Origin of the sequence: Halorubrum salipaludis (genome assembly GCF_002286985.1) — an archaeon.
GTDB lineage: Archaea > Halobacteriota > Halobacteria > Halobacteriales > Haloferacaceae > Halorubrum > Halorubrum salipaludis.
The window spans coordinates 432,943-455,947 of the sequence record NZ_NSKC01000002.1 but is presented as its reverse complement, the minus strand read 5'-3'; the positions used below and the strand labels follow the sequence as shown (position 1 = coordinate 455,947).

At 70.1% G+C, this 23,005-nt stretch carries 24 protein-coding genes; 12 read left to right on the top strand and 12 right to left on the bottom strand.

What is annotated here, in order from left to right; all coding sequences use genetic code 11:
* Positions 1-93: 93 nt before the first annotated feature.
* On the top strand, positions 94-1,620 hold the full coding sequence (locus tag CK500_RS04925) for a carboxypeptidase M32 (protein WP_095636136.1): 1,527 nt from the start codon (positions 94-96) through the stop codon (positions 1,618-1,620).
* Between the two features lie 31 nt (positions 1,621-1,651).
* Here CK500_RS04925 and CK500_RS04920 read toward each other — a convergent pair whose 3' ends face one another.
* Both CK500_RS04920 and CK500_RS04915 read right to left on the bottom strand, forming a co-directional pair.
* On the bottom strand, positions 1,652-2,260 hold the full coding sequence (locus CK500_RS04920; RefSeq protein WP_095636135.1) for a hypothetical protein: 609 nt from the start codon (positions 2,258-2,260) through the stop codon (positions 1,652-1,654).
* Between the two features lie 170 nt (positions 2,261-2,430).
* Complete coding sequence (locus CK500_RS04915) at positions 2,431-3,603, bottom strand: 3-dehydroquinate synthase II (protein ID WP_095636134.1); 1,173 nt, start codon at positions 3,601-3,603, stop codon at positions 2,431-2,433.
* 126 nt (positions 3,604-3,729) lie between these two features.
* Between CK500_RS04915 and CK500_RS04910 the strand changes: the two genes are divergently transcribed.
* Positions 3,730-5,310 carry an HTTM domain-containing protein gene (locus CK500_RS04910; RefSeq protein WP_095636133.1) on the top strand — a complete coding sequence of 527 codons (1,581 nt, stop codon included), beginning with the start codon at positions 3,730-3,732 and terminating at the stop codon, positions 5,308-5,310.
* A gap of 40 nt (positions 5,311-5,350) precedes the next feature.
* On the opposite strand, the gene CK500_RS04905 is transcribed toward CK500_RS04910, so the two are convergent.
* The 4 genes from CK500_RS04905 to trpC all read right to left on the bottom strand — a co-directional run bounded on the left by CK500_RS04905 (position 5,351) and on the right by trpC (position 9,289).
* The gene (locus CK500_RS04905; protein ID WP_095636132.1) at positions 5,351-6,142 is read right to left on the bottom strand and encodes a 2-amino-3,7-dideoxy-D-threo-hept-6-ulosonate synthase; all 792 of its coding nucleotides are present in this window, start codon (positions 6,140-6,142) and stop codon (positions 5,351-5,353) included.
* An 82-nt stretch (positions 6,143-6,224) separates the two neighbouring features.
* Positions 6,225-7,145, bottom strand: a complete 921-nt coding sequence (gene trpA / locus CK500_RS04900; protein WP_095636131.1) for a tryptophan synthase subunit alpha — start codon at positions 7,143-7,145, stop codon at positions 6,225-6,227.
* Positions 7,146-8,450 (bottom strand): tryptophan synthase subunit beta, encoded by a 1,305-nt coding sequence (trpB, locus tag CK500_RS04895; RefSeq protein WP_095636130.1) that lies wholly within the window; start codon positions 8,448-8,450, stop codon positions 7,146-7,148.
* Entirely contained in the window at positions 8,447-9,289 is an 843-nt protein-coding gene (gene trpC, locus CK500_RS04890) for an indole-3-glycerol phosphate synthase (RefSeq protein WP_095636129.1), read from the bottom strand. Before trpC ends, trpB begins: the two co-directional genes overlap by 4 nt.
* A 150-nt stretch (positions 9,290-9,439) precedes the next feature.
* Here trpC and CK500_RS04885 point away from each other — a divergent pair, with 150 nt between their 5' ends.
* Entirely contained in the window at positions 9,440-9,904 is a 465-nt protein-coding gene (locus CK500_RS04885) for an MGMT family protein (RefSeq protein ID WP_095636128.1), read from the top strand.
* Positions 9,905-9,921: 17 nt separating this feature from the next.
* Here the strand turns inward: CK500_RS04885 and CK500_RS04880 are convergent, their stop codons facing one another.
* The gene (locus CK500_RS04880) at positions 9,922-10,386 is read right to left on the bottom strand and encodes a DUF302 domain-containing protein (protein WP_095636127.1); all 465 of its coding nucleotides are present in this window, start codon (positions 10,384-10,386) and stop codon (positions 9,922-9,924) included.
* 125 nt (positions 10,387-10,511) lie between these two features.
* On the opposite strand from CK500_RS04880, the gene CK500_RS04875 reads away from it, so the two are divergent.
* The gene (locus CK500_RS04875) at positions 10,512-10,940 is read left to right on the top strand and encodes a desampylase (RefSeq protein WP_095636126.1); all 429 of its coding nucleotides are present in this window, start codon (positions 10,512-10,514) and stop codon (positions 10,938-10,940) included.
* A gap of 52 nt (positions 10,941-10,992) precedes the next feature.
* Here the strand turns inward: CK500_RS04875 and CK500_RS04870 are convergent, their stop codons facing one another.
* From CK500_RS04870 to ubaA, 3 genes are all read right to left on the bottom strand, one after another.
* On the bottom strand, positions 10,993-11,832 hold the full coding sequence (locus CK500_RS04870) for a universal stress protein (RefSeq protein WP_095636125.1): 840 nt from the start codon (positions 11,830-11,832) through the stop codon (positions 10,993-10,995).
* Complete coding sequence (locus CK500_RS04865) at positions 11,832-13,256, bottom strand: APC family permease (RefSeq protein ID WP_095636124.1); 1,425 nt, start codon at positions 13,254-13,256, stop codon at positions 11,832-11,834. The genes CK500_RS04870 and CK500_RS04865 overlap by 1 nt, the downstream gene beginning before the upstream one ends.
* Positions 13,257-13,331: 75 nt before the next feature.
* On the bottom strand, positions 13,332-14,192 hold the full coding sequence (gene ubaA, locus CK500_RS04860; protein ID WP_095636123.1) for an SAMP-activating enzyme E1: 861 nt from the start codon (positions 14,190-14,192) through the stop codon (positions 13,332-13,334).
* Positions 14,193-14,434: 242 nt separating this feature from the next.
* Between ubaA and CK500_RS04855 the strand changes: the two genes are divergently transcribed.
* Positions 14,435-14,698, top strand: a complete 264-nt coding sequence (locus tag CK500_RS04855) for a MoaD/ThiS family protein (RefSeq protein ID WP_095636122.1) — start codon at positions 14,435-14,437, stop codon at positions 14,696-14,698.
* Positions 14,699-14,750: 52 nt separating this feature from the next.
* On the opposite strand, the gene CK500_RS04850 is transcribed toward CK500_RS04855, so the two are convergent.
* Positions 14,751-15,770, bottom strand: a complete 1,020-nt coding sequence (locus CK500_RS04850) for a pyridoxal-phosphate dependent enzyme (protein ID WP_095636121.1) — start codon at positions 15,768-15,770, stop codon at positions 14,751-14,753.
* Between the two features lie 150 nt (positions 15,771-15,920).
* Between CK500_RS04850 and CK500_RS04845 the strand changes: the two genes are divergently transcribed.
* Positions 15,921-16,220 (top strand): sulfurtransferase TusA family protein, encoded by a 300-nt coding sequence (locus CK500_RS04845; RefSeq protein WP_095636120.1) that lies wholly within the window; start codon positions 15,921-15,923, stop codon positions 16,218-16,220.
* 2 nt (positions 16,221-16,222) lie between these two features.
* Positions 16,223-16,558 carry a rhodanese-like domain-containing protein gene (locus CK500_RS04840; protein WP_095636119.1) on the top strand — a complete coding sequence of 112 codons (336 nt, stop codon included), beginning with the start codon at positions 16,223-16,225 and terminating at the stop codon, positions 16,556-16,558.
* A 522-nt stretch (positions 16,559-17,080) separates the two neighbouring features.
* On the opposite strand, the gene CK500_RS04835 is transcribed toward CK500_RS04840, so the two are convergent.
* Entirely contained in the window at positions 17,081-18,289 is a 1,209-nt protein-coding gene (locus CK500_RS04835) for a YeeE/YedE family protein (RefSeq protein ID WP_095636118.1), read from the bottom strand.
* 154 nt (positions 18,290-18,443) lie between these two features.
* Between CK500_RS04835 and CK500_RS04830 the strand changes: the two genes are divergently transcribed.
* From CK500_RS04830 to CK500_RS04810, 5 genes are all read left to right on the top strand, one after another.
* Positions 18,444-19,799 (top strand): twin-arginine translocation signal domain-containing protein, encoded by a 1,356-nt coding sequence (locus CK500_RS04830; protein ID WP_095636117.1) that lies wholly within the window; start codon positions 18,444-18,446, stop codon positions 19,797-19,799.
* Complete coding sequence (locus CK500_RS04825; protein ID WP_233138756.1) at positions 19,769-20,878, top strand: sulfurtransferase; 1,110 nt, start codon at positions 19,769-19,771, stop codon at positions 20,876-20,878. Before CK500_RS04830 ends, CK500_RS04825 begins: the two co-directional genes overlap by 31 nt.
* The gene (locus tag CK500_RS04820) at positions 20,875-21,915 is read left to right on the top strand and encodes a YncE family protein (protein WP_095636115.1); all 1,041 of its coding nucleotides are present in this window, start codon (positions 20,875-20,877) and stop codon (positions 21,913-21,915) included. The genes CK500_RS04825 and CK500_RS04820 overlap by 4 nt, the downstream gene beginning before the upstream one ends.
* Positions 21,916-22,002: 87 nt before the next feature.
* The gene (locus CK500_RS04815; RefSeq protein ID WP_095636114.1) at positions 22,003-22,386 is read left to right on the top strand and encodes a SaoD/DsrE family protein; all 384 of its coding nucleotides are present in this window, start codon (positions 22,003-22,005) and stop codon (positions 22,384-22,386) included.
* A gap of 228 nt (positions 22,387-22,614) precedes the next feature.
* On the top strand, positions 22,615-22,971 hold the full coding sequence (locus CK500_RS04810) for a DsrE family protein (RefSeq protein ID WP_095636113.1): 357 nt from the start codon (positions 22,615-22,617) through the stop codon (positions 22,969-22,971).
* The last annotated feature ends 34 nt before the right edge of the window (positions 22,972-23,005 follow it).

Below are 23,005 nucleotides of genomic sequence, written 5' to 3'. Positions count from 1 at the left end.
CGCCGCGTCGTCGCGGAACGGTTCCGAACGCGGGGGGCTCGTCGGAGTTCCGCGTCCGGTCCCTTCTTAACCGACGCGGCCGATCCGCGAGGTATGGCAACGGAAGCCGCGGCCGACGACGCAGCCGACGCCCCGGACGCGTACGACGCCCTCTTAGACCGGGTTCGGAAGTGGAACGCGGTCGGGAGCGCGGCCGGCGTGCTCGGCTGGGACCAGCAGGTGATGATGCCCGAGGGCGGCACCCCCGCCCGCTCGAAGCAGCTCTCGACGCTCTCCTCGGTCCGCCACGACATGGTCACCGACGCGGAGACGGGCGAGCTGCTCGACGAACTCGCCGACGCCGACCTCACCGACGAGCAGGCCGCCGTCGTGCGCGAGGTCCGGCGCGAGTACGAGCGCGCCGACGCCGTCCCCGTCGACCTCGTCGAGGAGATCTCCGAGACCGGTACGGAGGCGCTGCAGGCGTGGGAGGAGGCGAAGGCCGAGGACGACTTCGATACGTTCGCCCCCCACCTTGAGAAGCACGTCGAGCTAAAACGCGAGTACGCCGAGCACATCGACCCCGACCGGGACCCCTACGAAGTGCTCTTCGAGGAGTTCGAGCCGTGCCTCTCGATGGAGCGCGCGGAGTCGATCCTGACGGAGCTGCGGGAGACGCTCGTCCCGATGATCGACGCGATCCGCGAGTCCGACGCCGACCTCGCCGTCGACACCTTCGAGGGGACGTTCCCCGAAGAGGAGCAGGAGGCGCTCGCGCGCGAGACGCTCGAACTGGTCGGCTACGACTTCGACCGCGGCCGGCTCGACGTCTCCTCGCACCCGTTCACCGCGGGCAACCAGTTCGACTGCCGGGTGACGACCCGGTTCGACGAGTCCGACCCGCTCGGCGCGATCGGCTCGACGGTCCACGAGTTCGGCCACGCGCAGTACAACCTCGGGCTCCCGCAGGAGGAGTTCGGGACCCCGCTCGGCCAGTCGCGAGACCTCTCGGTCCACGAGTCGCAGTCGCGGCTCTGGGAGAACCACGTCGGTCGCAGCCGCGAGTTCTGGGAGCTATTCTTGCCGACCTTCAAAGAGCACTTCCCCGAGACCGACGACGCCACCGTCGAGGACGCGTACCAAGCGTTCAATCAGGTCCACGAGGACAACCTGATCCGCGTCGAGGCGGACGAGCTCACCTACCACCTCCACATCGTCGTCCGGTTCGAGATCGAGCGGGACCTGGTCCGCGGCGACCTCGCGGTCGAGGACGTGCCGGAGGTCTGGAACGACAAGTACGAGGAGTACCTCGGGATCCGCCCCGAGAACGACGCCGAGGGGTGCCTGCAGGACATCCACTGGAGCCACGGCAACTTCGGCTACTTCCCAACCTACTCGCTCGGTTCCGTGATGGCCGCCCAGCTGTTCGAAGCGGCCGAGGACGACATCGACGACCTCGACGGGAAGATCGCCGCCGGCGAGTTCGACGAGCTCCGGGAGTGGCTCGGCGAGAACGTCCACCGGCACGGCGCCCGCTACGAGACGAACGAGCTCGTCGAGCGCGCGACGGGCGAGGAGTTCTCGGCGGACGCGTTCACCGACTACGTCGAGGAGAAGTACGGCGAGCTGTACGGGATCTGAGCCGAGACGGTCGGGACTCCGCCGCCCCGTCCTACAGCCGGAACCCGGTCATCAACACGACGAGTCCGAGCATCACGGCGCCCTCGAACAGCCCGACGACGAGGTTCTTCTTCTCGATCGACTCGAGCCGCGAGCCGTCCGGATCGGGCGACAGCGTCTCGTAGTACGCCGACAGCTGCAGCCGGTGCGGGACGGCGAGCCCGAACGCGAACAGCCCCCAGCCGACGCCGAGCGCCATCGACGACCACGTGCCGACGAACCCGTAGCCGAGCCCGAGATCGGGCGTCAGAAGCACCGTGCCAGACAGGACCGTCGTCAGCGAGAAGCCGACGAGGAAGAAGACCGCCTTCGGAATGAGCGTGGCGTTCACCGCGGCCGCCGCCTCCTCGTCGAGGCCGCCGAGCGTCGGGCCGATGATCGCGGGGAAGATTATGGCGAAGCCGAACCACACCGCGCCCGCGGCGACGTGGGTGTAGAAGAGCAGTTCCGTGCTCGCGAGCGCGAGGCTCGCGGCGAGAAAGGCGAGCGGCACGAGGAAGCTCCCGGCCGCGAACGCCGGATTCGCGGCGTCCGCGAGGTGGCGGATCCGATCGACGAAGCCCAACTCTGCGACCTGCCGGCGCTCGTTCGCGACTGCCATGTGACAGCAGTCAGACGTGTCACACAAATGCGTTCGGGTCGACGCGACGCCGACCGGATCCGGAGCGAAGAGTCGCCGCCGGATCCCCCTCGGTAGTGGCCTCCCTTCGGTTGGCCGCTCGGCTCGCGGCTTCGCCGTTCGCGTACGAGACTTCGCTTCGCTCAGTCTCGCTACTTCTCGATGATGCTCTCCTCGACCGCCTCGCCGAAGTGGCGCGCCACGTCCTCGTAGTAGACGAGCGCCTCGTCGCCGGGCTCGACCTCTGTGACCGCCTTCCGCCCCTCACTCGTGGCGATCTTCACCGTCTCGGCGTTCTGGATGAGCGTCTCGATCCGGTCGGTCCCCTCGTCCGTCTCCACCTCGGCCTGAATCCGGAACATCGGGCGCTTCTCGATCTTCACGCGGCCGACGACCGCCTCTCGGGTGTGCCCGTCGGTGTCGACGACCTGGACCTCGTCGCCGCTCGCCAGCTCCGCGAGGTAGTTGGTGCCGCCCTCGGCGTTGCGGACGTACGCGTGGACCGCGCCGGCGTTCACGCGGAACGGGCGCGAGGCGACGTACGGCGACTCCGCGGTCTCCGCGTGGACGAAGAACAGCCCGCGCGACATCGATCCCACGAGCATCCCCTCCGTGTCGTCCATCAGCGAGCCGGTGTCGATACAGACCCGGTCGGCCATCCCGGTCTGTTCGATCTCGGTCACCTCGGCGTGTCGCAGGTCGAGCGTCTCGCGGTCGGCGGCGTCGCGGGCCTCGACAGCGCCGCGGATCTCGTCCGGGGAGTCGGCGTCGAGGAGGACGCCGTCGGCGCCGATCTCCAGCGTCTCGAAGGCGGTCTTCGCCTCCGCGGCGGTGGTCGCGCCCGCGACGAGGTGCGTCTCCTCGCCGACCCGCGCGATCAGGTTCTCCAGCGGGATGATCGACCAGTCCTCGCCGACGATCACCGTGAACTCGGCGTCCGCGGCCGCCTCTTGCGCGAAGCGCTCGTACTCGGTGCCGAGCACCCGGACGTACGCGCCCTGCGCGCGGTCGTCGCGCCGGCGGAGCGTGGTCAGGTCCGCGGAGCCCGACAGGTCCTCGGGCATGTCGATGGTGCCGTCGCCCTCGCCGCCCTTCCCGACGAAGTAGGCGTCGGCCTCGGCGTCGCTCTCGGCGTCGTCGATCACGTCGGCGTCCGAACGGAAGGCGGCGACGTTCACGTCGCCGAGCTCTCGGACGCGCCCCACGTCGCCCTCGTCGACGAGCACCCAGTCCGCGCCGGCCTCGATGGCGGCCGTGATCCGTCGCTTGCGCGCCTCCCAGTCGCCGACCTCGCCGTCGGCTTTCACCCAGACCGTGCGTGTCATTGTCGGAACCTCACGGCGGGCGGGCTTGAAAACTGCGAAAGGGTCGGGCGTTGCGCTCGATAGGGGGGCCTCGGAGACGACAAAGCACTTATCAGAGAGATCACATCGTTTAGATCACACACCCGAATGACGCCACCACGCAAGCGCCTCTCGAAGGCGCGCTCTCGATGCGCCGCGGCGCGCGACACCCTCCGCGAGCGCGCCAGGCCGCACCTCGGGATCGATCCCCGAGCGCTCGGCGCGTTCCGGATCGCGGTGGCGCTCCTCCTTCTGGGGGACCTGCTGGTCTATCGGCTGCCGGCGGTACGGACGTTTTACACGGACGACGGCGTCCTGCCGCGCTCGACGCTCGCGGAGGTCCTGCCGCTGTTAGAGCGCGTTTCGATCCACGCGGTGTCGGGTTCGGCGTGGGTGCAGACGGGGCTCCTCGCGACCGCGGTTTGCGCCGCCGGCTGCCTGCTCGTCGGCTATCGAACGCGGACATCGACGGGTCTCTCGCTCGTCCTGCTCGCGTCGCTGTACGCTCGGAACCCGTACGTGATCAACGGCGGGAACACGATTCTGGTCGTGTTCCTCTTCCTGAGCCTCTTTCTCCCGCTCGACGCTCGGTGGTCGCTCAACGCGGATCGCCGGAGCGGCGATACCGATCGGGACGACGCCGGGGGAGAGGCCGGTGACGAGCCGGAGCACGGCGCCGATCCCCGAGTCTGTTCGCTCGGAACGGCCGTCACGCTCCTGACGCTCGTGTCGATCTACGCGGCGAACGCGGTCTCTAAGTACCAGAGCGACGCGTGGATGTCGGGGGTCGCGGTCCCTCGTATCTTCCAGTTGGAGGAGTTTATCGTGGGGATGGGTCCGTTCGTCTCGGAGCACGCCGCAGTCCTCGCGATCATAAACTGGCTCTGGATCGCGCTCCTCTCGGCGTCCGTTCTGCTGGTCGTCGCGACCGGGTGGCTCAGGGCCGGAGTCGCGCTCGCGTTCGTCTCCGCGCACCTCGGCATGGCCGCGACGATGCGGCTCGCCGTGTTCCCGTTCGTCATGATCTCGGTCCTGCTCCTGTTTTTCCCGCCCGGGGCCTGGAACCTCGTCGAGGCCGCCACGTCGAAGCTCCGCGGCTCCGCTCGACCCACCGAGCGCGCGTCCCGCAGCGACGGGGGACGCGCAAAGTGGGACGACCGAAGCGACGGCGAAAGCGCGACCGCGGCCGCGTCTCCGGCTCCCTCACGGGTGCGTCGCGGGATCCGGGTGGGATCGGCCCTGCTGCTCGTGGGCTTCTTCCTCGCGCTCGTGTGGTGGCAGGCCGCGGGGATCGGACTCGTCGACCTCCCGGCGTCGGAATCGAGCGGTGAACTGTCGGAAGTGAGCTGGTCGTTCTTCGCGCCGAACCCGCCGGACGCCTCCGGCTGGTACGTCGTCCGGGGGACGCTCGAATCGGGCGATTCGGTCGACATGCGCGACGGGGAGGCGGTCACGTACGACCCGCCGCCGGACGCGGCGGAGACGTATCCGACGACCCTCTGGCACCAGTTCGGATTCAGGATGAAGAACGCCGGAGAGTCGCGGTATCGACCGGTGGCGGACTACGTCTGTGAGCGAACGGACCGCAGCGTGGAGTCCGTGACCGTCTTCCACGTCGAGCAGCCGGTGGATCCGAACGGACCGGTGGGCGAGCCGGAGCCGGAAGAGCAGATGCGGGCCGCCTGCTGAGCCGGGCCGCCGAAACGCCTCGACGCCTACGGCTCGACGTCTACGCCTCGACGAACCCGCCCGCGGCGAGCGCCTCCTCGACCGACGCGTCCTCGTGGACGACCGCCGACACGGCGCGGGCGATCCCCTCCGGGTCCTCGTGCTGGAAGATCGACCGCCCCATCGAGACGCCGGCCGCATCGCCGTCCATCGCCCCGCGGACCATCTCCACCGTGTCGCGGTCGGTCCCCTTCGACCCCCCGGCGATGACGACCGGGAGCCGCGTCGACTCGGTGACGCGCTCGAACGAGTCGCCGTCGCCGGAGTATCCCGTTTTTACTACGTCGGCGCCGACCTCCTCGGCGAGCCGCACCGCGTGCCCGAGCGCCTCGGGGTCGGTCTCGTCGACGCCCGGGCCGCGCGCGTAGGCCATCGCGAGGACGGGGAGGCCGAGGCGCTCGGCGTCGGCGGTCAGCTCCGCGAGCTCCTCGATCTGGTCCGGCTCGTGGTCGGAGCCGACGTTGATGTGGAAGGAGACGGCGTCGGCGCCGGCCCGGACGGCATCCTCCGCGGTCCCGGTGACGCGCTTGTCGCTCTCGTCGGGCCCAATCGTCGTCGACCCGTTGAGGTGGACGATGTACCCCGCGTCGTTCTTGTGCTCGTGGACGCGCGGCGCGATCCCCCGCTGGGTGAGCACCGCGTCCGCGCCGCCGCTCGTCACGCCGTCGATCGTCGACTCGATGTCGACGAGGCCGTCGACGGCGCCCATCGTGAGCCCGTGGTCCATGGGGACGATGAGGTATCGGTCGTTCGTGGAGATGCGGTCGAGTCGTGCCGAGAGTCCTGCTGTCATATTGGTGTCGGTCGTTGTGTGAGAGTGTGGCAATCGTAGGTAAGTGGGTTTCGTTCGGGGACGTATTGGCTCGAAGCCGGGGTCACCGCGACTCGGGCGGAGTCGATTCCGCCGCCTCCGCCGCCTCGACGCGGGCGGCGTAGCCGCGCTCCGCGCCGTCCTTCAGCTCCCGCGAGAGCGCCTCCAGCCGGTCGGCGACCGCCGCGGTCGAGAGGTCGTCCTCGACGCCCTCGGCCACGATGTCGACCAGCGCCGAGCCGACGATGATCCCGTCGGCGCCGCCGGCGACGATGCGCTCGGCGTGCTCGCCCGTCGAGATGCCGAACCCGACCGCCTTCGGCACGTCGTACTCGCGGAGCCGGTCGAGGCTCTCGGTGGTCTGGTCGGACACGTCGCTGCGCGCGCCGGTGGTCCCGAGCCGCGCCTGGACGTAGACGTACCCCGAGACGTTGGCCATGATCCGGTCGAGGCGGTCTCCCTGTGTGGTCGGCGCGACGATGAACACCAGATCGAGCCCGAACTCGTCGCAGGCCTCCCGCAGCGGGTCGGCCTCCTCCGCCGGGAGGTCCGGGACGACGAGCCCCTCGATGCCCGCGGCGGCGGCGCGCTCGACGAAGGGGCGCGGGCCGGCGCTCGCGGTTTCACCGCTCGCGTCCGAGGCGCTTCGCGCCTTTCCGGACCCGTACTGATAAATGAGGTTGTAGTACGTCATACACACTAGGGCGGCGTCGACGTCCAGCTCCTCCGCGAACGCGAAGAACCGGTCCGGCGTCATCCCCGCGTCGAGCGAGCGAACGAGCGCCTCCTGGATCGTCGACCCCTCAGCGATGGGTTCGGAGAAGGGGAGCCCGAGCTCGATCACGTCGGCGCCGCCGCGGTCGAGCGCCTCGACGTACGCCTTCGAGGAGTCGTAGTCCGGGTCGCCGACGACGAGGTAGGGGACGTAGGCGGGGCCGTCGGCGAACGCCTCGGCGATCGCGGCCGAGTTGCCGGCGTCCGCCATTCAGATCCCCCCCGTGAACATCGACATGTCGGGCGCGCCGGCGATGTCGCGCTTGTCCGTCTCCTCGATGGCGGCGTCGAGGTCCTTGTCGCCGCGCCCGGAGACGTTCACGACGACGCGCTCGCCGAGCTCCTCGTGGTGCTCCTCTACGAACCCGAACGCGTGTGCGGTCTCCAGCGCCGGGATGATCCCCTCGGTCGAGGAGAGCCGGTGGAACCCCTCCAGCGCGGCGTCGTCGTCGACCGCGACCGGGCTCACCCGCCCCTCGTCGACGAGGTACGCGAGCTCCGGGCCGACGCCGGCGTAGTCGAGCCCGGAGGACACCGAGTGGCTCTCCATGATCTGGCCGTCGGAGTCCTGCAGGAGCTTCGTGCGCGCGCCGTGGAGCACGCCCTCGTCGCCCGCGAACAGCGACGCCGAGTTCGGGGCGACACCGGCCTCCTCGTCGACCTCCAGCGTCGAGCCGCCGGCCTCCACGGCGTGTAAGTCGACCGCCTCGTCGTCGACGAACTCGGCGAACGACCCCATCGTGTTCGAGCCGCCCCCCGCGCAGGCGACCACGTCCGTCGGGAGGCCGCCGGTCTTCTCGATCGACTGCTCGCGCGCCTCCTCGGAGATGACCGCCTGGAAGTCGCGGACCATCACCGGGAACGGGTGTGGCCCGACGATCGAGCCGATCACGTAGTGGGTGTCCTCCACCGTCGCCGCCCAGTCGCGCATCGTCTCGGAGATGGCCTCCTTCAGCGTCCCGCGGCCCGTGGTGACCGGCTTCACCTCGCTCCCGTTGAGCTTCATCCGGAAGACGTTCGGGCGCTGGCGGTTGATGTCGCGCTCGCCCATGTAGATCGTGCAGGGCATGTCGAGGTGGGCGGCCGCCATCGCGGTCGCGGTGCCGTGCTGGCCGGCGCCGGTCTCGGCAATGATCCGCTCTTTGCCCATGTACTTCGCTAAGAGGACCTGTCCGAGGGCGTTGTTCAGCTTGTGCGCGCCGCCGTGCACGAGGTCCTCCCGTTTCAGGTACACCTCCGTGTCGTAGCGCTCCGAGAGCCGGTCGGCGCGCTGGAGCGGCGTCGGCCGGCCGCCGAAGTCCGCGAGCCGCTCGCGGAACTCGTCCATGAAACCGTCCTCGTTGTCGAGGACGTAGCGCTCGTAGGCGTCGGTCAGCTCCTCGATCGCGGGCATCAGCGCCTCGGGGACGTACTGGCCCCCGTAGCGGCCGAACTTCCCGTCCTCTCGGCCGCGCTCGCGTCCCGGCCGTCGCGCGCTCTCCGCCTCGTCCGTCGTCCGCGTGTCGGTCTCGCTCATGTGGTGTGCTCCGTTGTCTCCGTCCGCTCCGCGTCCGCCGCGTCCGTCTCGGCCGGATCCGACGCCTCCGCGTCGGCCTCCGCCCGCACCAGCTCCCGCGTGTTCGCCGTCACGTCGCCGTCCATGATCGCGCTGCCGACGAGGAGGGCGTCGGCGCCCGCGGCGCGCATCCGCCGAACGTCGGCGGGCGAGCCGATCCCGCTCTCGGCGATCAGCGTCACGTCGTCGGGGGCGTGGGGCGCCACCGACTCGAAGGTTCCGAGATCGACGACCAGCTCCGCGAGGTCGCGGTTGTTCACGCCGATCGTCGTGGCGCCCGCGTCGAGGGCGCGCTCCAGCTCGTCGCGGTCGTGGACCTCGACGAGGACCTGGAAGCCGCGGTCGCGGGCGGCGGCGAGCAGGTCGGGGAGGTCGTCGCCCACGAACCGGGCGATGAGCAGGACCACGTCGCTCTCGACCGCGTCGAGCTGCGACTCCGCGACGACGAAGTCCTTCCGGAGGACCGGCACGTCGACCGCCTCGCGCACGCGTTCGAGCGTGTCGGTGCTCCCGCCGAAGTGCTCCGGCTCGGTGAGCACGCTCAGCGCGGCCGCGCCGCCGGCGACCATCCCCTCCGCGAGCGCGACTGGGTCGTCTTCGCGGGTCCCCTCCGTCGTCGGGCTCGTGGGCTTGACCTCGGCGATCACGGGAACGCGCCCGTCCGCCTCCGCGCGGTCGAACGCCGCCCGCAGGCCGCGCGGATCGACGGCGACCTCGCCGGATCGGCCCTCGGCCGCCCGGTCGCGGGTCGCCGACAGGATCGATCTGACCGCCGGGGCCAGCTCGGATTGATCCTCCATTAGTGTACACTAATGCACGTATCTGTTCATAAGGCTTGCGGGCGCGGTTGTCCCTGCGCGACGGGCCCCGTCCGGCGATCCCCCCGCGATCGCGGCCCGCGACGCCGGCGTCTCCCGTCGATTTAACCGTCGCGGTCACGGATCGCGGGTATGGACACGACGGGAACGTCGGGCGTCTTCGCCCGCGACGTCGAGGGGATCGAACGGGCCGTCGAGGTCGGCTTCGCCGGCGGTCGCGTCATCTCGGTGTCGTTCCCGGCGGCGGCGCCGGACGACGCCTCGGCCGACCACGACCTGCTCGACCGGATCGAGGCGTACGTCGGCGGCGAGCGCGACGCGTTCGACGACGTCGAAACCGGGCTCACGGTGCCGACCGACCGCCGCGGGGTCCTCGAGGCGCTCGAAACGATCCCCTACGGCGAGGAGGTCTCGGTCAGCCGCCTGACGCGGCTGGCCGCGCTCGACGCCGACGACCCGGAGGACTTAGAGCTGGTGACCGACGCGCTCCGCGAGAACCCGATCCCGATCCTCTTTCCGGACCACCGCGTGCAGGGCGGCCCGTACGCCACGCCGGGGGACGTGCGCGAGAAGCTCAGGCGCGTCGAAGGAATTTAAAAATACCCTCAACCGCGCTACTCCTTGCCGTGCTCCTCGATGTTCTCCCAGACGACCGTCATCAGATCGCCGGTCTTTTCCACGAGGTCGTCGACGGCGTCGTCGCAGTCGCCCGGCGCGCAGCCCAGGTCCCGGATCGCCTTCGTCGCCGACACGTGGTGGACGTGCACGCGGTCGTCGCCCTCGCGTTCGTACACGAGGGTGGTACACGGTAACATCCCGGCGAGCGTCGGGTCGATCGAGAGCGCGTCGTACGCGATCTCCGGGTGACAGACGACGATCAGGGCGGTGCGCTCCACGTCGTCGTGGCCCAACATTCCCTCGATCATCTCGTCGAGGCGGGTGACGCGGACCGTCTCGAAGTCGGCGAGCTCGTGTTCGATCTGCACGAACGGGACCGCGTCGTCGAACGGCATGTCGAGCGTCGTGTGCAGCGCCTCGTCGGCGGTTGGCGCGGGCGATTCCGCCGCGGTGTCGCTCATACGGGCGCTTCCGGAGGGGACGGTAAAAAGGCTCCGCGCCGGCCAACCCCTGCCGCTACCTCTGACGCGGCGCGTCGCTTGCCGGACGGGACGGACTTATCGGTCGGAGCCCCCTCACACCACCCATGATCGAACTCTCGCGGGCGGTCTACGACGACATCGTGTACCACGCGTACGAGGGCGGCGAGGCCGAGATCTGCGGCGTCCTCGCGGGGAGGCACGGCGACGACGGCGAGCCGAGCGTCGTCGAGCGCACCTACGAGGCGGAGAACGTCGCCGAGACGCCGGAGATCCGCTACCTGATCGACCCCGAGGAGCAGTTCGAGCTCATCGAGACGGTCGAGGACGACGGGCTCGACGTGGTCGGCTTCTACCACTCGCACCCGACCGGGCCGACGCACCCGAGCGAGACGGACGCCGCGCGGGCCACGTGGCCCGACCACTCGTACGTCATCTGCGCGCTCGACGGCTACCCGTTCGTCGGCTCGTGGCGCTGGCGCGGCGACGACGACGGGTTCGAGCAGGAGACGGTCTCTGTGCGAAGCAAACGGTAGGTGTTTTAAACGAGCGGTAGACCTCTTTTAAATAACGCCGCGTCCCGCCGCGCTACTCCTCGCCGTCGGGCGTCGCGTCGGCGTCGCCCTCGGCGGGCTCCGGTCGGTTCCGGACCACGAGGACGGGCCCGACCGAGGCGGCCGCGACCCGACCGCTCTCGTCGCCGAAGAAGAAGGAGCGGAACGAGGGCGCGCGCTCCCCCATCACGACGGCGTCGTGGCCGGCGGCCGCGTCGATCAGCGCGTCGAACGCCGACCCCTCCGTCGCTCGCTCCGTGGTCGCGTCGATCCCCGCCTCGCGGAGCCGATCGGCCGCGGCCTCCAGTCGCGCTTCGTCTCCGTCGCTCCCGTCGGCCGCGCCGTTCTGCTCGTCCGCCACTCCGGGGTCGGTCGCATCGGTCGGGTCGGCGTCGTCGGTCGCGGCGTCGTCCGTCGCGGCCTCGTCGGGCATCTCCGCCCCCGCCGCGAGGAACAGCGTGACCCCGACGTCGCGGTCGCCGACCAGCGTCTCGACGAACGAGAGGATCCGGTCGGCGTCGACGTCGCCCGAGAGCGACACGAGGACCCGTTCGACGTCGCCGGTCGGCCTGGAGACGGCGAGCGCGTTCGCCCCGACCTCGTCGGCGACCCGCTGGACCGTCTGCTCGCGGTCGTGCGTGAACACGAGCCGGTGGTCGGCGGCGCCGCCGGCGGCCCGGAACTCCTCGCTCAGGTCCTCCAGTGCGGCCGTGGCGCGCTCCTCGAACTGGAGCCGCGCCTGATCCGGCGGCGTCTGTTCCGGCAGGACGTGGTGGCCGAGCACCGTCACGTCGACGGTGCCGAGCAGCGACATCAGGCCGGGCGAGACCGTTTCGCCCTCCAGTACCGCGACGGGAACGAGCACTCGTGTCATTACAGGGCCCCCTTGAGTTCCACGTCGCGGGCGTAGTAGAAATACCATCCGGCCGTGACGGCGATGACCGCGGCCCCCACGCCGATCGAGAGCCGGTCCATGAAGGCGATCAGGCCGAAGCTGGCGAGCGCGCCGAGGACGGGGATGACCGGTCCCCCGGGAACGACGAAGTCGGGGTCGTACCACTCGGGCCGGTCTCGGCGGATGGCGACGAGCGCGACGCACATCAGCCCGTACATGATGAGGTGGAGGAAGGAGGCGACCTCGGCGAGCAGCTGCACCTGGCCGGTCGCCGCCAGCACGACCACCGGGCCGCCGGCCATGCCGAGCGCCACGTGCGGCGTGCCGTACCGCAGGTTGATCCGGCTCGCCCACCGCGGGAGGAGCGCGTCCTTCGAGACCCCGTAGATCGCCCGCGAGGTGCTGAGGATCGACGCGTTCGCCGACGACATCGTCGCGAGCAGGCCGCCGACGATTATCACCAGCGCCCCGGCCGGCCCGAGGAGCGCCCGGCCGACCTCGACCATGGCGGTCTCGCCGGACGCCAACAGCGTGTCCCGCGTGAAGATGTTCGTCGCGACGAAGATGGTCAACACGTACATGACCGTGACGATCACCACGGAGCCGACCATCGCCAGCGGGAGGTTCCGTCCGGGGTCCTTCATCTCTCCAGCCACCGTCGCGACCTGCGCGAACCCGAGGTAGGAGGTGAACACGAGCGCGGCGACCGAGAGGATCGGCACGGCCTCCCAGACGTCCGCGGCCTGCCCGGGCGGGGTGTCGACGGCGATGACCCCGAACGCCTCTAAGAGTCCGAACCCGAGGAAGGCGGTCAGCATCGAGAGCAGCAGCGCGACGATGCCGTTCTGGAGCTTCGCGGCGTTCTCGGTGCCGGTGACGTTCAGGACGGTGAACGCGACGCCGGCGAGGACGGCGATGGCGGAGACGATGGCCTCCGAGCTCGCACCGACCGTGACCCCGACCTGCGCGAGCGCGTCGAGCGCGTAGTACCCGAGCCCGACGAGGTAGAAGGCGGTGGCGAACACCAGCCCGAGCCACAGCGACAGCCCGATGACGGTCCCGGCGAGCGTCCCGAGCCCGCGCGAGATGAAGTAGTAGCCGCCGCCGCTCCGCGGCATCGCGGTCGCCAGCTCCGAGGTCGGGAGCGCGACGAGAAGCGCGATCACCCCGCCGACCGCGAACGAGGCGCTCGCGGCCGTCCCGATCTCGCCGCCGGCGAGGCCGGGGAACACGAAGATCCCGGCCCCGATCATCGTCCCGATCCCGATGGCGAGGCCGCCCGTCAGGCCGATGGTGCGCTCGAGCTCGGCGTCCTCGGTGATCGTCGCTTCCTCCGTCTCGACGACGGCCTCCGCGACCGGCGCGTCGCCGTCGAGGTTGCGGCCGCTCGGCTCGTCGGTCATGTGGCGACGGTTCGTCGGACCGTCGGATAAGTGTGGTGCGGCGGGCCCGCGCTCACCGCGCGGGAGCCAAGGCGGTCAGTCGCTCGCTTCGATCTCCGGCTCCGCCTCGTCGCCGCCGACGTCGATGGCGCAGGACGCGGAGTACTCCACGTCGTGGACCGACTCGATGGCGGGGTCGTCGCCGCAGACGGGGCAGTCGTCGCGCTTGGGGATCTCCACCTTGTCGAACTCCATGTCGAGCGCGTCGAAGAAGAGCATGGAGCCGTCGAGGGTCTCCCCTTCGCCGATGATGTGTTTGACCGTCTCCGTCGCCTGCAGGCAGCCGACGGTGCCGGGGAGGACGCCGAGGACGCCGGCGGTCGCGCAGTTCGGGACCATCCCGGCCGGCGGCGCCTCGGGGAACAGACAGCGGTAACACGGCGAGTCGTCGTCGCCCGCGAACGTCGTCACCTGCCCCTCGAACTTGAAGATGGAGCCGTGCGAGAAGGGGATCCCGGCGAGCGTGCAGGCGTCGTTGACGAGGTACCGCGTCGCGAAGTTGTCCGTGCCGTCGACGACGAAGTCGTAGCCGTCGATGAGCTCCTCGATGTTGTCGGGGCGGACGCGGAGCTCGTGTTTCCGTACGTCGATGTCGGGGTTGAGCTGTTCGACGAAGTCGGCGGCGGAGTCGACCTTCTTGCGCCCCACGTCGTCGTTCCCGTGGATCACCTGGCGCTGGAGGTTCGACAGCTCCACCTCGTCGTCGTCGGCGATCCCGAGGGTGCCGACGCCGGCCGCGGCGAGGTACTGGATGATCGGCGCGCCGAGCCCGCCCGCGCCGAGCACGAGCACTTCGGCGTCGAGCAGGTCCTTCTGGCCCTCGGGGCCCACGTCGTCCATGATGATGTGTCTGGAGTACCGATCGAGCTGAGTGGGATCGAGGTCGAGATCGCTCATTGACGACGGTACGCACCGGAAACTCATAAGCCAGCCGCCCACCGGAGGTACTGCCGCCTTCTCGGAGGTGCGCTCGGGGCGCACGACCGCTCGGCGGGCCCCTCTGCCGCCAGCCGAGCCGCCCGTGTATCGCCTCCGATCGGCGGAAAGGGCCGGTACTCCTCGGTCACCCGGTCGTGTTAGGCCGGGGTGTAGCTTGCCGTCGACGGACCCCTTTTTGGTGAGGACGGCGAACCGGAGGTATGGCAACGATCAAACTGCCGGCCGTGCTGGTCGGGGGATCCTCGACCTCGGAGGTCGAGGTCGCCGGCGAGACGGTCCGCGAACTGTTCGAGAACCACGCGGACGAACACGGACCGGAGCTCAGAGACAGCGTCATCGAGGACGGCGAGATCAAGGAGTTCATCAACGTCTACGTCGAGGGAACGCCCGTCGACGGCCTCGACGCCGAGGTCCCGGCGGACGCGCAGGTCCGCGTCATCCCGGCCGCCAGCGGCGGTCGGTAACCGTCCTTCTCCGGTCGTTACCGGTCAGTCCTCCGCCCGTTCGACGTCTCGCTTATAAGTAGTCTTCCCAGAGCGGGATGTCCGCGTACTTGTCGCCGCGGTCGCACAGCATGAACACGACGACATCGTCGTCGTCGAGGTCGCCTGCCGCGTCGAGGTTCGCCACCACGGCGGCGCCCGCGCCGGCGGACGTGCCGATGACGAACTGGTCGTCGACGCGGAGGTGGTCCCGGACCGTCGCCTCGTCGTGTTGGCCGGGGTCCGCGATCGCGATCTCGCGGTCCTGGTAGCGCTCGCGGAGCGCCCGCGCCTGGTCGTAGGCGTCCGAGGTCGTGGCGTACTCCGTCCGGTCGAGCACCGACTCGTCGTACGTGTCGGGGTGGTAGTGGTCGCCCGACTTGAGGTATTTCAGCCCGTCGATGGCGTGGAGCTGCTCGTCCGGTTCGAAGCCCACGATCTCGGCCCTCCCGTCGGTCAGGTCGGTCAGGCCGCGTCCCGTCCCGGTGATCGTCCCCCCGGTACCGACCCCGGCGACGAACCGGGTCACGTCGCCGTTGGTCGCCTCGTAGATCTCGCGGGCGGTCGTGCGCTTGTGGGTGCCGGGGTTGTCCGGGTTCTCGTACTGGTTCGGCCGGTAGTAGGCGTCGGGGTCCTCGGCGATGATCGCCTCGCAGCGCTCGATCACCGCGTCGTAGCCGAGGTTGGCGTCGACGAAGTGGATCTCCGCGCCCGCGTCCCGGACCGCCTCCACCTTCCCGCCCGCGGCGTTGTCCGGCATGACGATCTCCACGTCGTAGCCGCGGGCGTTCGCGAGGCGCGCGACCTCGCTGCCGGTGTTGCCGGAGGTCGGCTCGATCACGGTGACGCCGGAGTCGAGGTCGCCGCGCTCCTCTGCGCCGTCCAACATCCCCTTCGCGATGCGCGACTTGACCGAGCCGCCGCCGTGCGGAGCGTCGTAGAGGTTGAACCACTCGGCTTTGGCGTACACGTCCGCGTCCGACTCGAGGTCGAGATCGAGCTCCAGCAGCGGCGTCTCGAAGATCGTCGACTCGTCGACGGCGTACTCGCTCATGGGTCCCGTAGATCGCTCCTCAATAAGAGTCCGACGGAAACGGCGTTCTCGACGGCTACCGCGGTCGTGCGCGGCGGTCGCCCGTCAGAGATACGGGAGAAGCCTGCCGGTCACGAAAGGGGTTACCGGGACAGACGCGTACAGCACGCCATGAGTCAACCATCGTGGGACGACGTCGTCGAGATGCCCGACGAGCTCGACGACGAGACCGCCGAGGCGCTCCTCGAAGACGCGACCGAGGTACAGGACATGACCGGCGAGGTCTGCCCGTACCCGCAGGTCGAGGCGAAGAAGGCCATCGCGGGGCTCTCGCCCGGCGACGTGCTGGTCCAGAAGACCGACCACGTCCCGAGCACGGAGAACGTCCCGAAGGCGGTCGGCGACGACGCGACCGCCAAGGTGTGGAAGTCGGGCGACGGTCGCTACCGCATCTTCCTGCGGAAGGAGTAACCATGGTCGAAGAACTCACCCCCGAGGAAGTCAACGAGCGCGTCGAGAAGGGCGACATCCGCGTCATCGACACGCGACCGCCCGCACAGTACGAACAGGGTCACATCCCCGGCGCGATCAACGTCCCGCTGGGCGATCTCCCCGCCCGCGTCCCCGACATCGACTGGGACGACACCGACGTGGTCTGCGCGTGTCCGGTCGGCCAGTCGTCGAAGCAGGCCGCCATGCTGATCCAGAGCTACGAGGGCGTCGAGGACGGCGTGCTCGTCGCCAGCATGTCCGGCGGCTACGAGGAGTGGGACTTTGACCTAGAGACCGGCCCGGCCGCAGACGCCTGAACGGCGGTCGAGTTTTTCGTAGTCGGTTCTGTTCTAGATCCGCACTTCGGCGGGGAGAGTCATCGAGAGTCGAGTGCCTGTCGGTAAAATGCGATGTGGTGGCGCGTGCCTCCGAGCGGCGCTTTGCGCCGCGAGGAGCACCGCGCGAGGGAGGCGGCCGGCGCTTATAAGCGCCGGCCGACGAGGCTGGGGAGGCGTGAGGCTGCGGTCGCTGTGCGGTGCGGGGCGGGACTCAAAGGGGCAGTCGCGAGGCGGCCAGAGACGACGCCAAGCACCGCAACGAGTGAGCGGAGCGAACGAGTGAGGAGCGTGGTTCGAGACACCGGAGGCGTCTCGTCATCACGAAAGGCGCTTTGCGCCTTTCGAACGACAGCGAGTCTCTGGTCGCCTCGCGGCTGGGGCTTTGGAGGCGTTCGCTACTGCGGCCGGGTACCGGAGAATGGCTGAGGGCTCGAAGAATCGGAGAACCACGAAAACGTGTTTTCAGCGGTACCGACCGCCGAAGACGATCGGGAATTTCGTTTAAATCGCGCAGCCGACCTCGCGGTACATGTAGTGGGTCATCACGTAGACGCCGAGGATGATCCCCGCGCCGGCCAAGAAGGAGTGGACCGACAGCAGCGCGACCCCGGAGAAGAGGTTCGCGATGTTGCAGCCCGCGGCGAGCCGTGAGCCGACGCCCATCAGGAGCCCGCCGACCGCGTAGTTCGGGACGCGGTTCAGCTTCGGCTTCCGGACCCGGAAGTCGCCGGAGGCGTACGCGGCGAGGAAGGAGCCGACGATCAGCGACGCGATCATCACCATATCGATGGTCAGCGAGATGTTCCCGTCGCGGAACAGGATCGACCCCCAGTACTCGACGCTCGCCACGTCGAACCCGGCGCCCGCCAGCAGGTAGCCCGCCCAGCGCGCCTCGCTCCCGGTGATCGCCCAGTGCCCGTGCACGTAGAACCAGAGGCTGGCGACGAGCGCCATCGCGACGCCGGCGGTCCGGGCGTCCCACGAGTCGCGGAGCCGGGCTTTCAGGGGCCGGTCGTCGTCGCGGAGCGCGCGGACGTACGCGACCGTGCCGTCGGCGATGCCGCGCAGCCCGACCGAGACGGCCGAAAGGGTTCGGGAGGCGCCGATCGCGGCCTGCGCGCGGGTGTCCGCGCCCACGCCGGTCCCGCCGGAGGGGTCGTCGGGGAGTTGGCTCCGGCCCTTCACGAACGCGTACGCGAGGGTGCCGAGCGCGACCGCGGCGGCCCCGGTGACCGCCGGCGAGAACGGCAGCGAGAGGTACAGCGTCTGGCCCTCGAACGGGTTCAGCGTCTGGAAGTAGTACGTCTCCGCGACGGGGAACGCGAACGCGAAGAGGACGTAGCCGACGAACATGAAGAAGAGTACGAGCCAGAACTGGAGGTACCCCTGTCCGGCGCGGTAGAGGGTGCCGGACGCGCAGCCGCCGGCGAGGGTCATCCCGAGCCCGAAGACGAACCCGCCGAACAGCGATCCGAGCCCCCACGCGGGCGTCCAGAAGCCGCGGAAGTAGCCGAACGTGGCCTGGACGCTCCAGAACACGGTCATCACGGCGATTCCGGCGAGCAGCCCTTTCAGCACGCGGGTGTCCTTGAACGCGACGAAGTCGCGGAAGGCGCTGACGAAGCAGAACCGCGCCTTCTGTAACAGGACCCCGAACGACAGCCCGACCGCGATAGAGACGCCGATGTAGGCGACGGGAGACAGCAGCATTGTCGAACCAAACGCTCCCGCACGTAAAGCGTCGCTGGAGACGGTAACGGCTCCCTCGTGTCGGAGGCCGGCGCAATAATCGCCGGTACGTGGCACACGGGGCAACGAGCGGGAGGTCCGGGGAGTCTTTAGCCGTGAGACCCGTCGGTGGGGTATGAGCGACGACTGCGGCTGCGGGACGACCGACGCGGACTCGCGCCCCTCCGAGGGGGCCGCGGATCCCCGCCCCGCGAAGGGGAGCGATCTGGCGAACGACGACCGACGGAACCCCTTCGCGGAGGGGGTCGACCGACGGCGCCTCCTCAAGAGCTCCGGCGCCGTCGGCGCGACCGCGGCCCTCGCGGGCTGTTCCGGCGGGGACGGCGAGGGCGGCGACGAGTCCGAGCCGACGATGTTCGTGTTCAACAACGGGGACCGGACCGTCAGCGTGATCGACACCGAGTCGGACGAGCTGCTCACCTCCGCGTTCCTCGGGACGACCGCCTCGTTCCCGGCCAACCAGTACTCGACCGGCATCGACGACGACCACGACGTGCTCTGGCTCAACGTCTCCGGCGGCGTCCGGGGAATCGACCAACGAACGCTCGAGGAGGTCGCCTTCGTCGAGACCGGGTACGGCCCGAACTACCCGAACGTGACCCCCGACGGGAATCACCTGCTGATCGCCTCGGGCGGGACGACCGGGATGGAGCCCGAGGGCGACGAGAACCACGCCATCTTCCGCGTCGACGCCGACCGCGACAGCGAGACCTTCGGCGAGGTGACCGCGGAGATCGAGACCGGCTACGTCGGTCCCTGCGACATGACGCTCGGCCCCGACGGCGACTACGCGTTCGTCGTCGACGTGGCCGACGAGGCGATCCGCGTGCTGAGCGTCGACCCGTTCGAGACGGTCGCGCGCGTCGATGCGGGCGAACCGGTCACCGAGGGGAACGTCCTCCCGTTCATGTGTACCGCCGCGTTCGACGGGGAGTACCTCCTCGTCGAGAACGGCGAGGGGACGCTCGGCGGCGAGCCCGAGGTGCCCCGCGAGGGCTCCGAGAGCCTGTGGGACATCTCCGACCCCGAGAACCCCGAGGAGGTCGGGAAGATCACCCGCGACGACGGCCTGCCCGGCGCGCCGATCACGAGCGAGGTGTCGCCGGACAACGAGGCCGCCTATCTCCTCATCCCCGGCGAGGGCGTCGGCGTGATCGACTTAGAGAGCTTCGAGTACGAGACGACCCTCGACGTGGGCGGGAGCAGCATCTCCGCGTCGTGGGGACCGAACCGCGAGAAGCTGTACGTCCCCGTGCAGGACGCCAACCAGGTCGCCGTGATCGACCACGCGAGCCGCGAGGTCACGGAGACGATCGAGGTCGGCGAGGCGCCCACGGGGGCCGCCGCCGGCACCGTCCGTCCGGAGAGCGACGCCGTGGCGAGCCTCCAGGCGTCGCTCGCGTCGCTCGGGATCACGTTCGGCGAGATGGAGGCGTCGTGGTGCATGGACGACCACTGCTACTGCGGATGACGGGGGAGCACTCGACCGGCGACGGCGGCGACTCCGATCCCGCCGAGAACGCGACCCGCCGCGGCCTGTTGCGGGCGGCGGCGGGGGCGACCGTCGCGGGCGCGGCGAGCACCGCCGGCTGTCTGGGCGTGACGACCCCCGCGGACGTGGCGGCGCAGAACGAGGTGTCGGGCAACGTCGGCCACTTCGTCGGGCCGAGCTGGCTCGCCGACAACCGCGAGGACACCGTCGTCCTCGACGCCCGCGACCCGGAGCGGTTCCGCGAGGAGCGCATCTACCGCGCTCGACGCGTGCCGTTCGACGCGGTCACGGCCCGCGAGTCGACCGAGGAGGGCGACGTGCCCGACGCCGACGCGATCGCGTCCGCGTTCGGCGAGGTCGGCGTGTCCCCGGACGACGACGTGCTCGTCTACGGCGCGAGCGTCGGGTCGCGCGTCACCCGCGTCGCGTTCGCGCTCGCCGCGGTCGGTCACGAGGGGTCGATCCGCGTCCTCAACGGCGGGCTCTCCGCCTGGAACGGCCGGCTCGGAACGGGGTCGCGGGACCGCGTCTCGCCGACCGAGTACGAGCCGGAGCCGGACGACTCGGCGTGGGTCACCCGCGAGTGGATCGCAGATCGGGTCGGGACGTTCAACGCCGACGGGCCCGGCCTCGTCGACGTGCGCGTCCCGGAGGCATATCTCGCCGCCGCGGGCTCGGACGCCCTGAACGGCGACCACGACCGGCACGGCCACCTCCCGGGCGCGGTCGACGTCCACTGGGTCGGAAACGTCTCCGGGCGCCGGATGACCGAACCCACCCGGCTCGTCCAGCTGTACGAGAGCGAGGCGGAGCTCGACCGCGGCGAGCCGGTCGTCGTCTACGGCGACGACAACGTCGACCCCACCTCGACCTGGCTGACGCTGAAGGCGATCGGCTTCGCGGACGTGCGGCTGTACGACGGCGGCTTCGGCGAGTGGGCGAACGTCGACGGCGATCGGGGGCGATACCCGGTCGAGACGGCGACGAACGTCGTCGTCGAGACCGACGGGAGCGTCGGCGGCGACGACGACGGCGGCGACTTCTCCTGTACGGGATGACCGAGGAGGTCGAGCGGGACGACGCGTCGACCGACGCCGGAGACGGCATCTCCGGCGATCGCGTCCTCGCGGTCCCCTGCGAGGGCGCCGACAGCCTCGCGCTGTTCGCGCTCGACACGGGCGAGCGCCTCGGCGAGGTCCCGGTGGGGAGCCATCCGGTCCACGCGACGACGTGTCGCGGGCGGACCGTCGTCGCGACCATGGGCGAGCGCGCCGTCACCGCGGTCGACCCGAGCGGCGAGGTGACCCGGGTCGAGACCGGCGTGTTGGGGCCGTCGCACTTCGCGGCCGCGAACGGCGAGCTGTACGTCTCCTGTTCCGCCGGCGACGCCCTCGCCGTCATCGACCCCGAGCGCCTGACCCTCGTCGATCGGGTCGCCGTCGGCGCCGAGCCGCACGAGCTCGCCGTCTCGCCGGACGGAACGCGACTCTACTCGGGGAGCCGACGCGAGGGCGTCGTGGACGTCGTCGACACCGAGACCCGCGATCGGCTCGCCGCGATCGACGCCGGCGACGACGCGCGCGTGCAGGGCATCGCGGTCTCGTCCGACGGAACTCGCGGGTACGCGGTCGACCAACGCGGCGCGCGCGTCGTCTCCTTCGAGACCGGTGCCGAGTCCGGTTCGCTCTCCCTCGTCGAGCCGACCGCCGCCGAGGCCGCGGTCGGCGCCGATCCCTACGACCTCGTCGTCACCGAGGGCCGCGTGTTCGTCCCCGGCCGCGGCGACGGCGTCGTCCACGAGTTCGACCTCGGCTTGGAGCCGATCGCGGTCCACGAGGGGTTCTCCAGACCGGTCGACGTGTTCCGGCTCGCCGGGCGCTGGTGGGTGCTCGACGCCGAGGCGTCCGGCCTCCGGTCGCTCGACGGCGAGCGCGTCGAGACGGCGGCGCCCGGGCTGGTCGCGACCCCGGCCGGCGACGGGCGGCTCGCCGTCTCGCACTACGACGACGACCGCGTCTCCCTCGTCGACGTCGACTCTGGGACCGTCTGGACCGCGGACTCGCCGGCGTACCCGTTCGGGTCGGTCGTGGTCTGACGGCCGGATCCCGAGCCCCGCGTCACCGACCCCGGAGATTCCTGCCGACGAACGCGGAGCCAAGCCGTCACCGCCTGTGACCGGCGTATGAAGGTCGCATACGTGTTCGCGACGGCGGGACAGACGATCGACTACGTGCTCGGCGACATGATCCTCCCGCAGTTGGAGGCGGGCGCGCACGGCGCCGACGTGGTCGGGATGTTCTTCTTCCACGACAACACCTACGCGCTCCGCGAGGACGACCCGCTGGGCCGGCGGCTCGCGGACGTGGCGGCCGAACAGGAGATCCTGCTCATGCTGTGCGACCAGTGCGCGAGCCGTCGGGGGCTCGCCGAGTTCGACCACACTGACGAGCACGGCCGCGACCACTACGAGCCGACGGACACCGTCGAGGGCGCGACCGTCGGCTGCTTCCCGGACCTCTACGCGGCGCTCGGCGAGGTCGGCGTCGACCAGGTCATCACGCTCTGAGCCTTCCGGAACGACGACCGGCCGCCGTACCACGTCGAGGTCCTGACGGTCGTCGACCGCGCCCAACCCGGCCGATTCGGCCGAGACAGACGCCACCACCACTGCCACGAGTGATCCGGATCGGGCTCAGCCGGGAAGCCGATTGGCATGCGATCACGTGACGAGTCGGCGTTTCGGACACACAGCCGCCGGGGGGTTATGCGTCGATGGCCGCTACCGTGACCCACGATGGCAAAAGCAGCAATCGTGATTCTCGCCGGCAACGAGTCGCACGCCGACTACGGTCGCATGGCGAACGCGCTGGAGGCGGCCAAGGAGTTCGCGGAGAACGACGCCGACGAGCTCGAACTCATCTTCGACGGCGCGGGGACCCAGTGGATTCCCGAACTGGAAGACGAGGACAGCGACTACCACGAGCTGTATCAGGCGGTCCGCGACGACGCCGCAGTCTGTGACTACTGTTCCGGCGCGTTCGGCGTCGACGAGGCCGTCGCCGACGCCGGCCTCGTCACCCTCGACGACTACGACGGCCACCCGAGCATCCGGTCGCTCGTCGACGACGACTACGAGATCATCACGTTCTGAGTCGGAGCGTTCTCCGGAATCCCCTCGTCTTCTC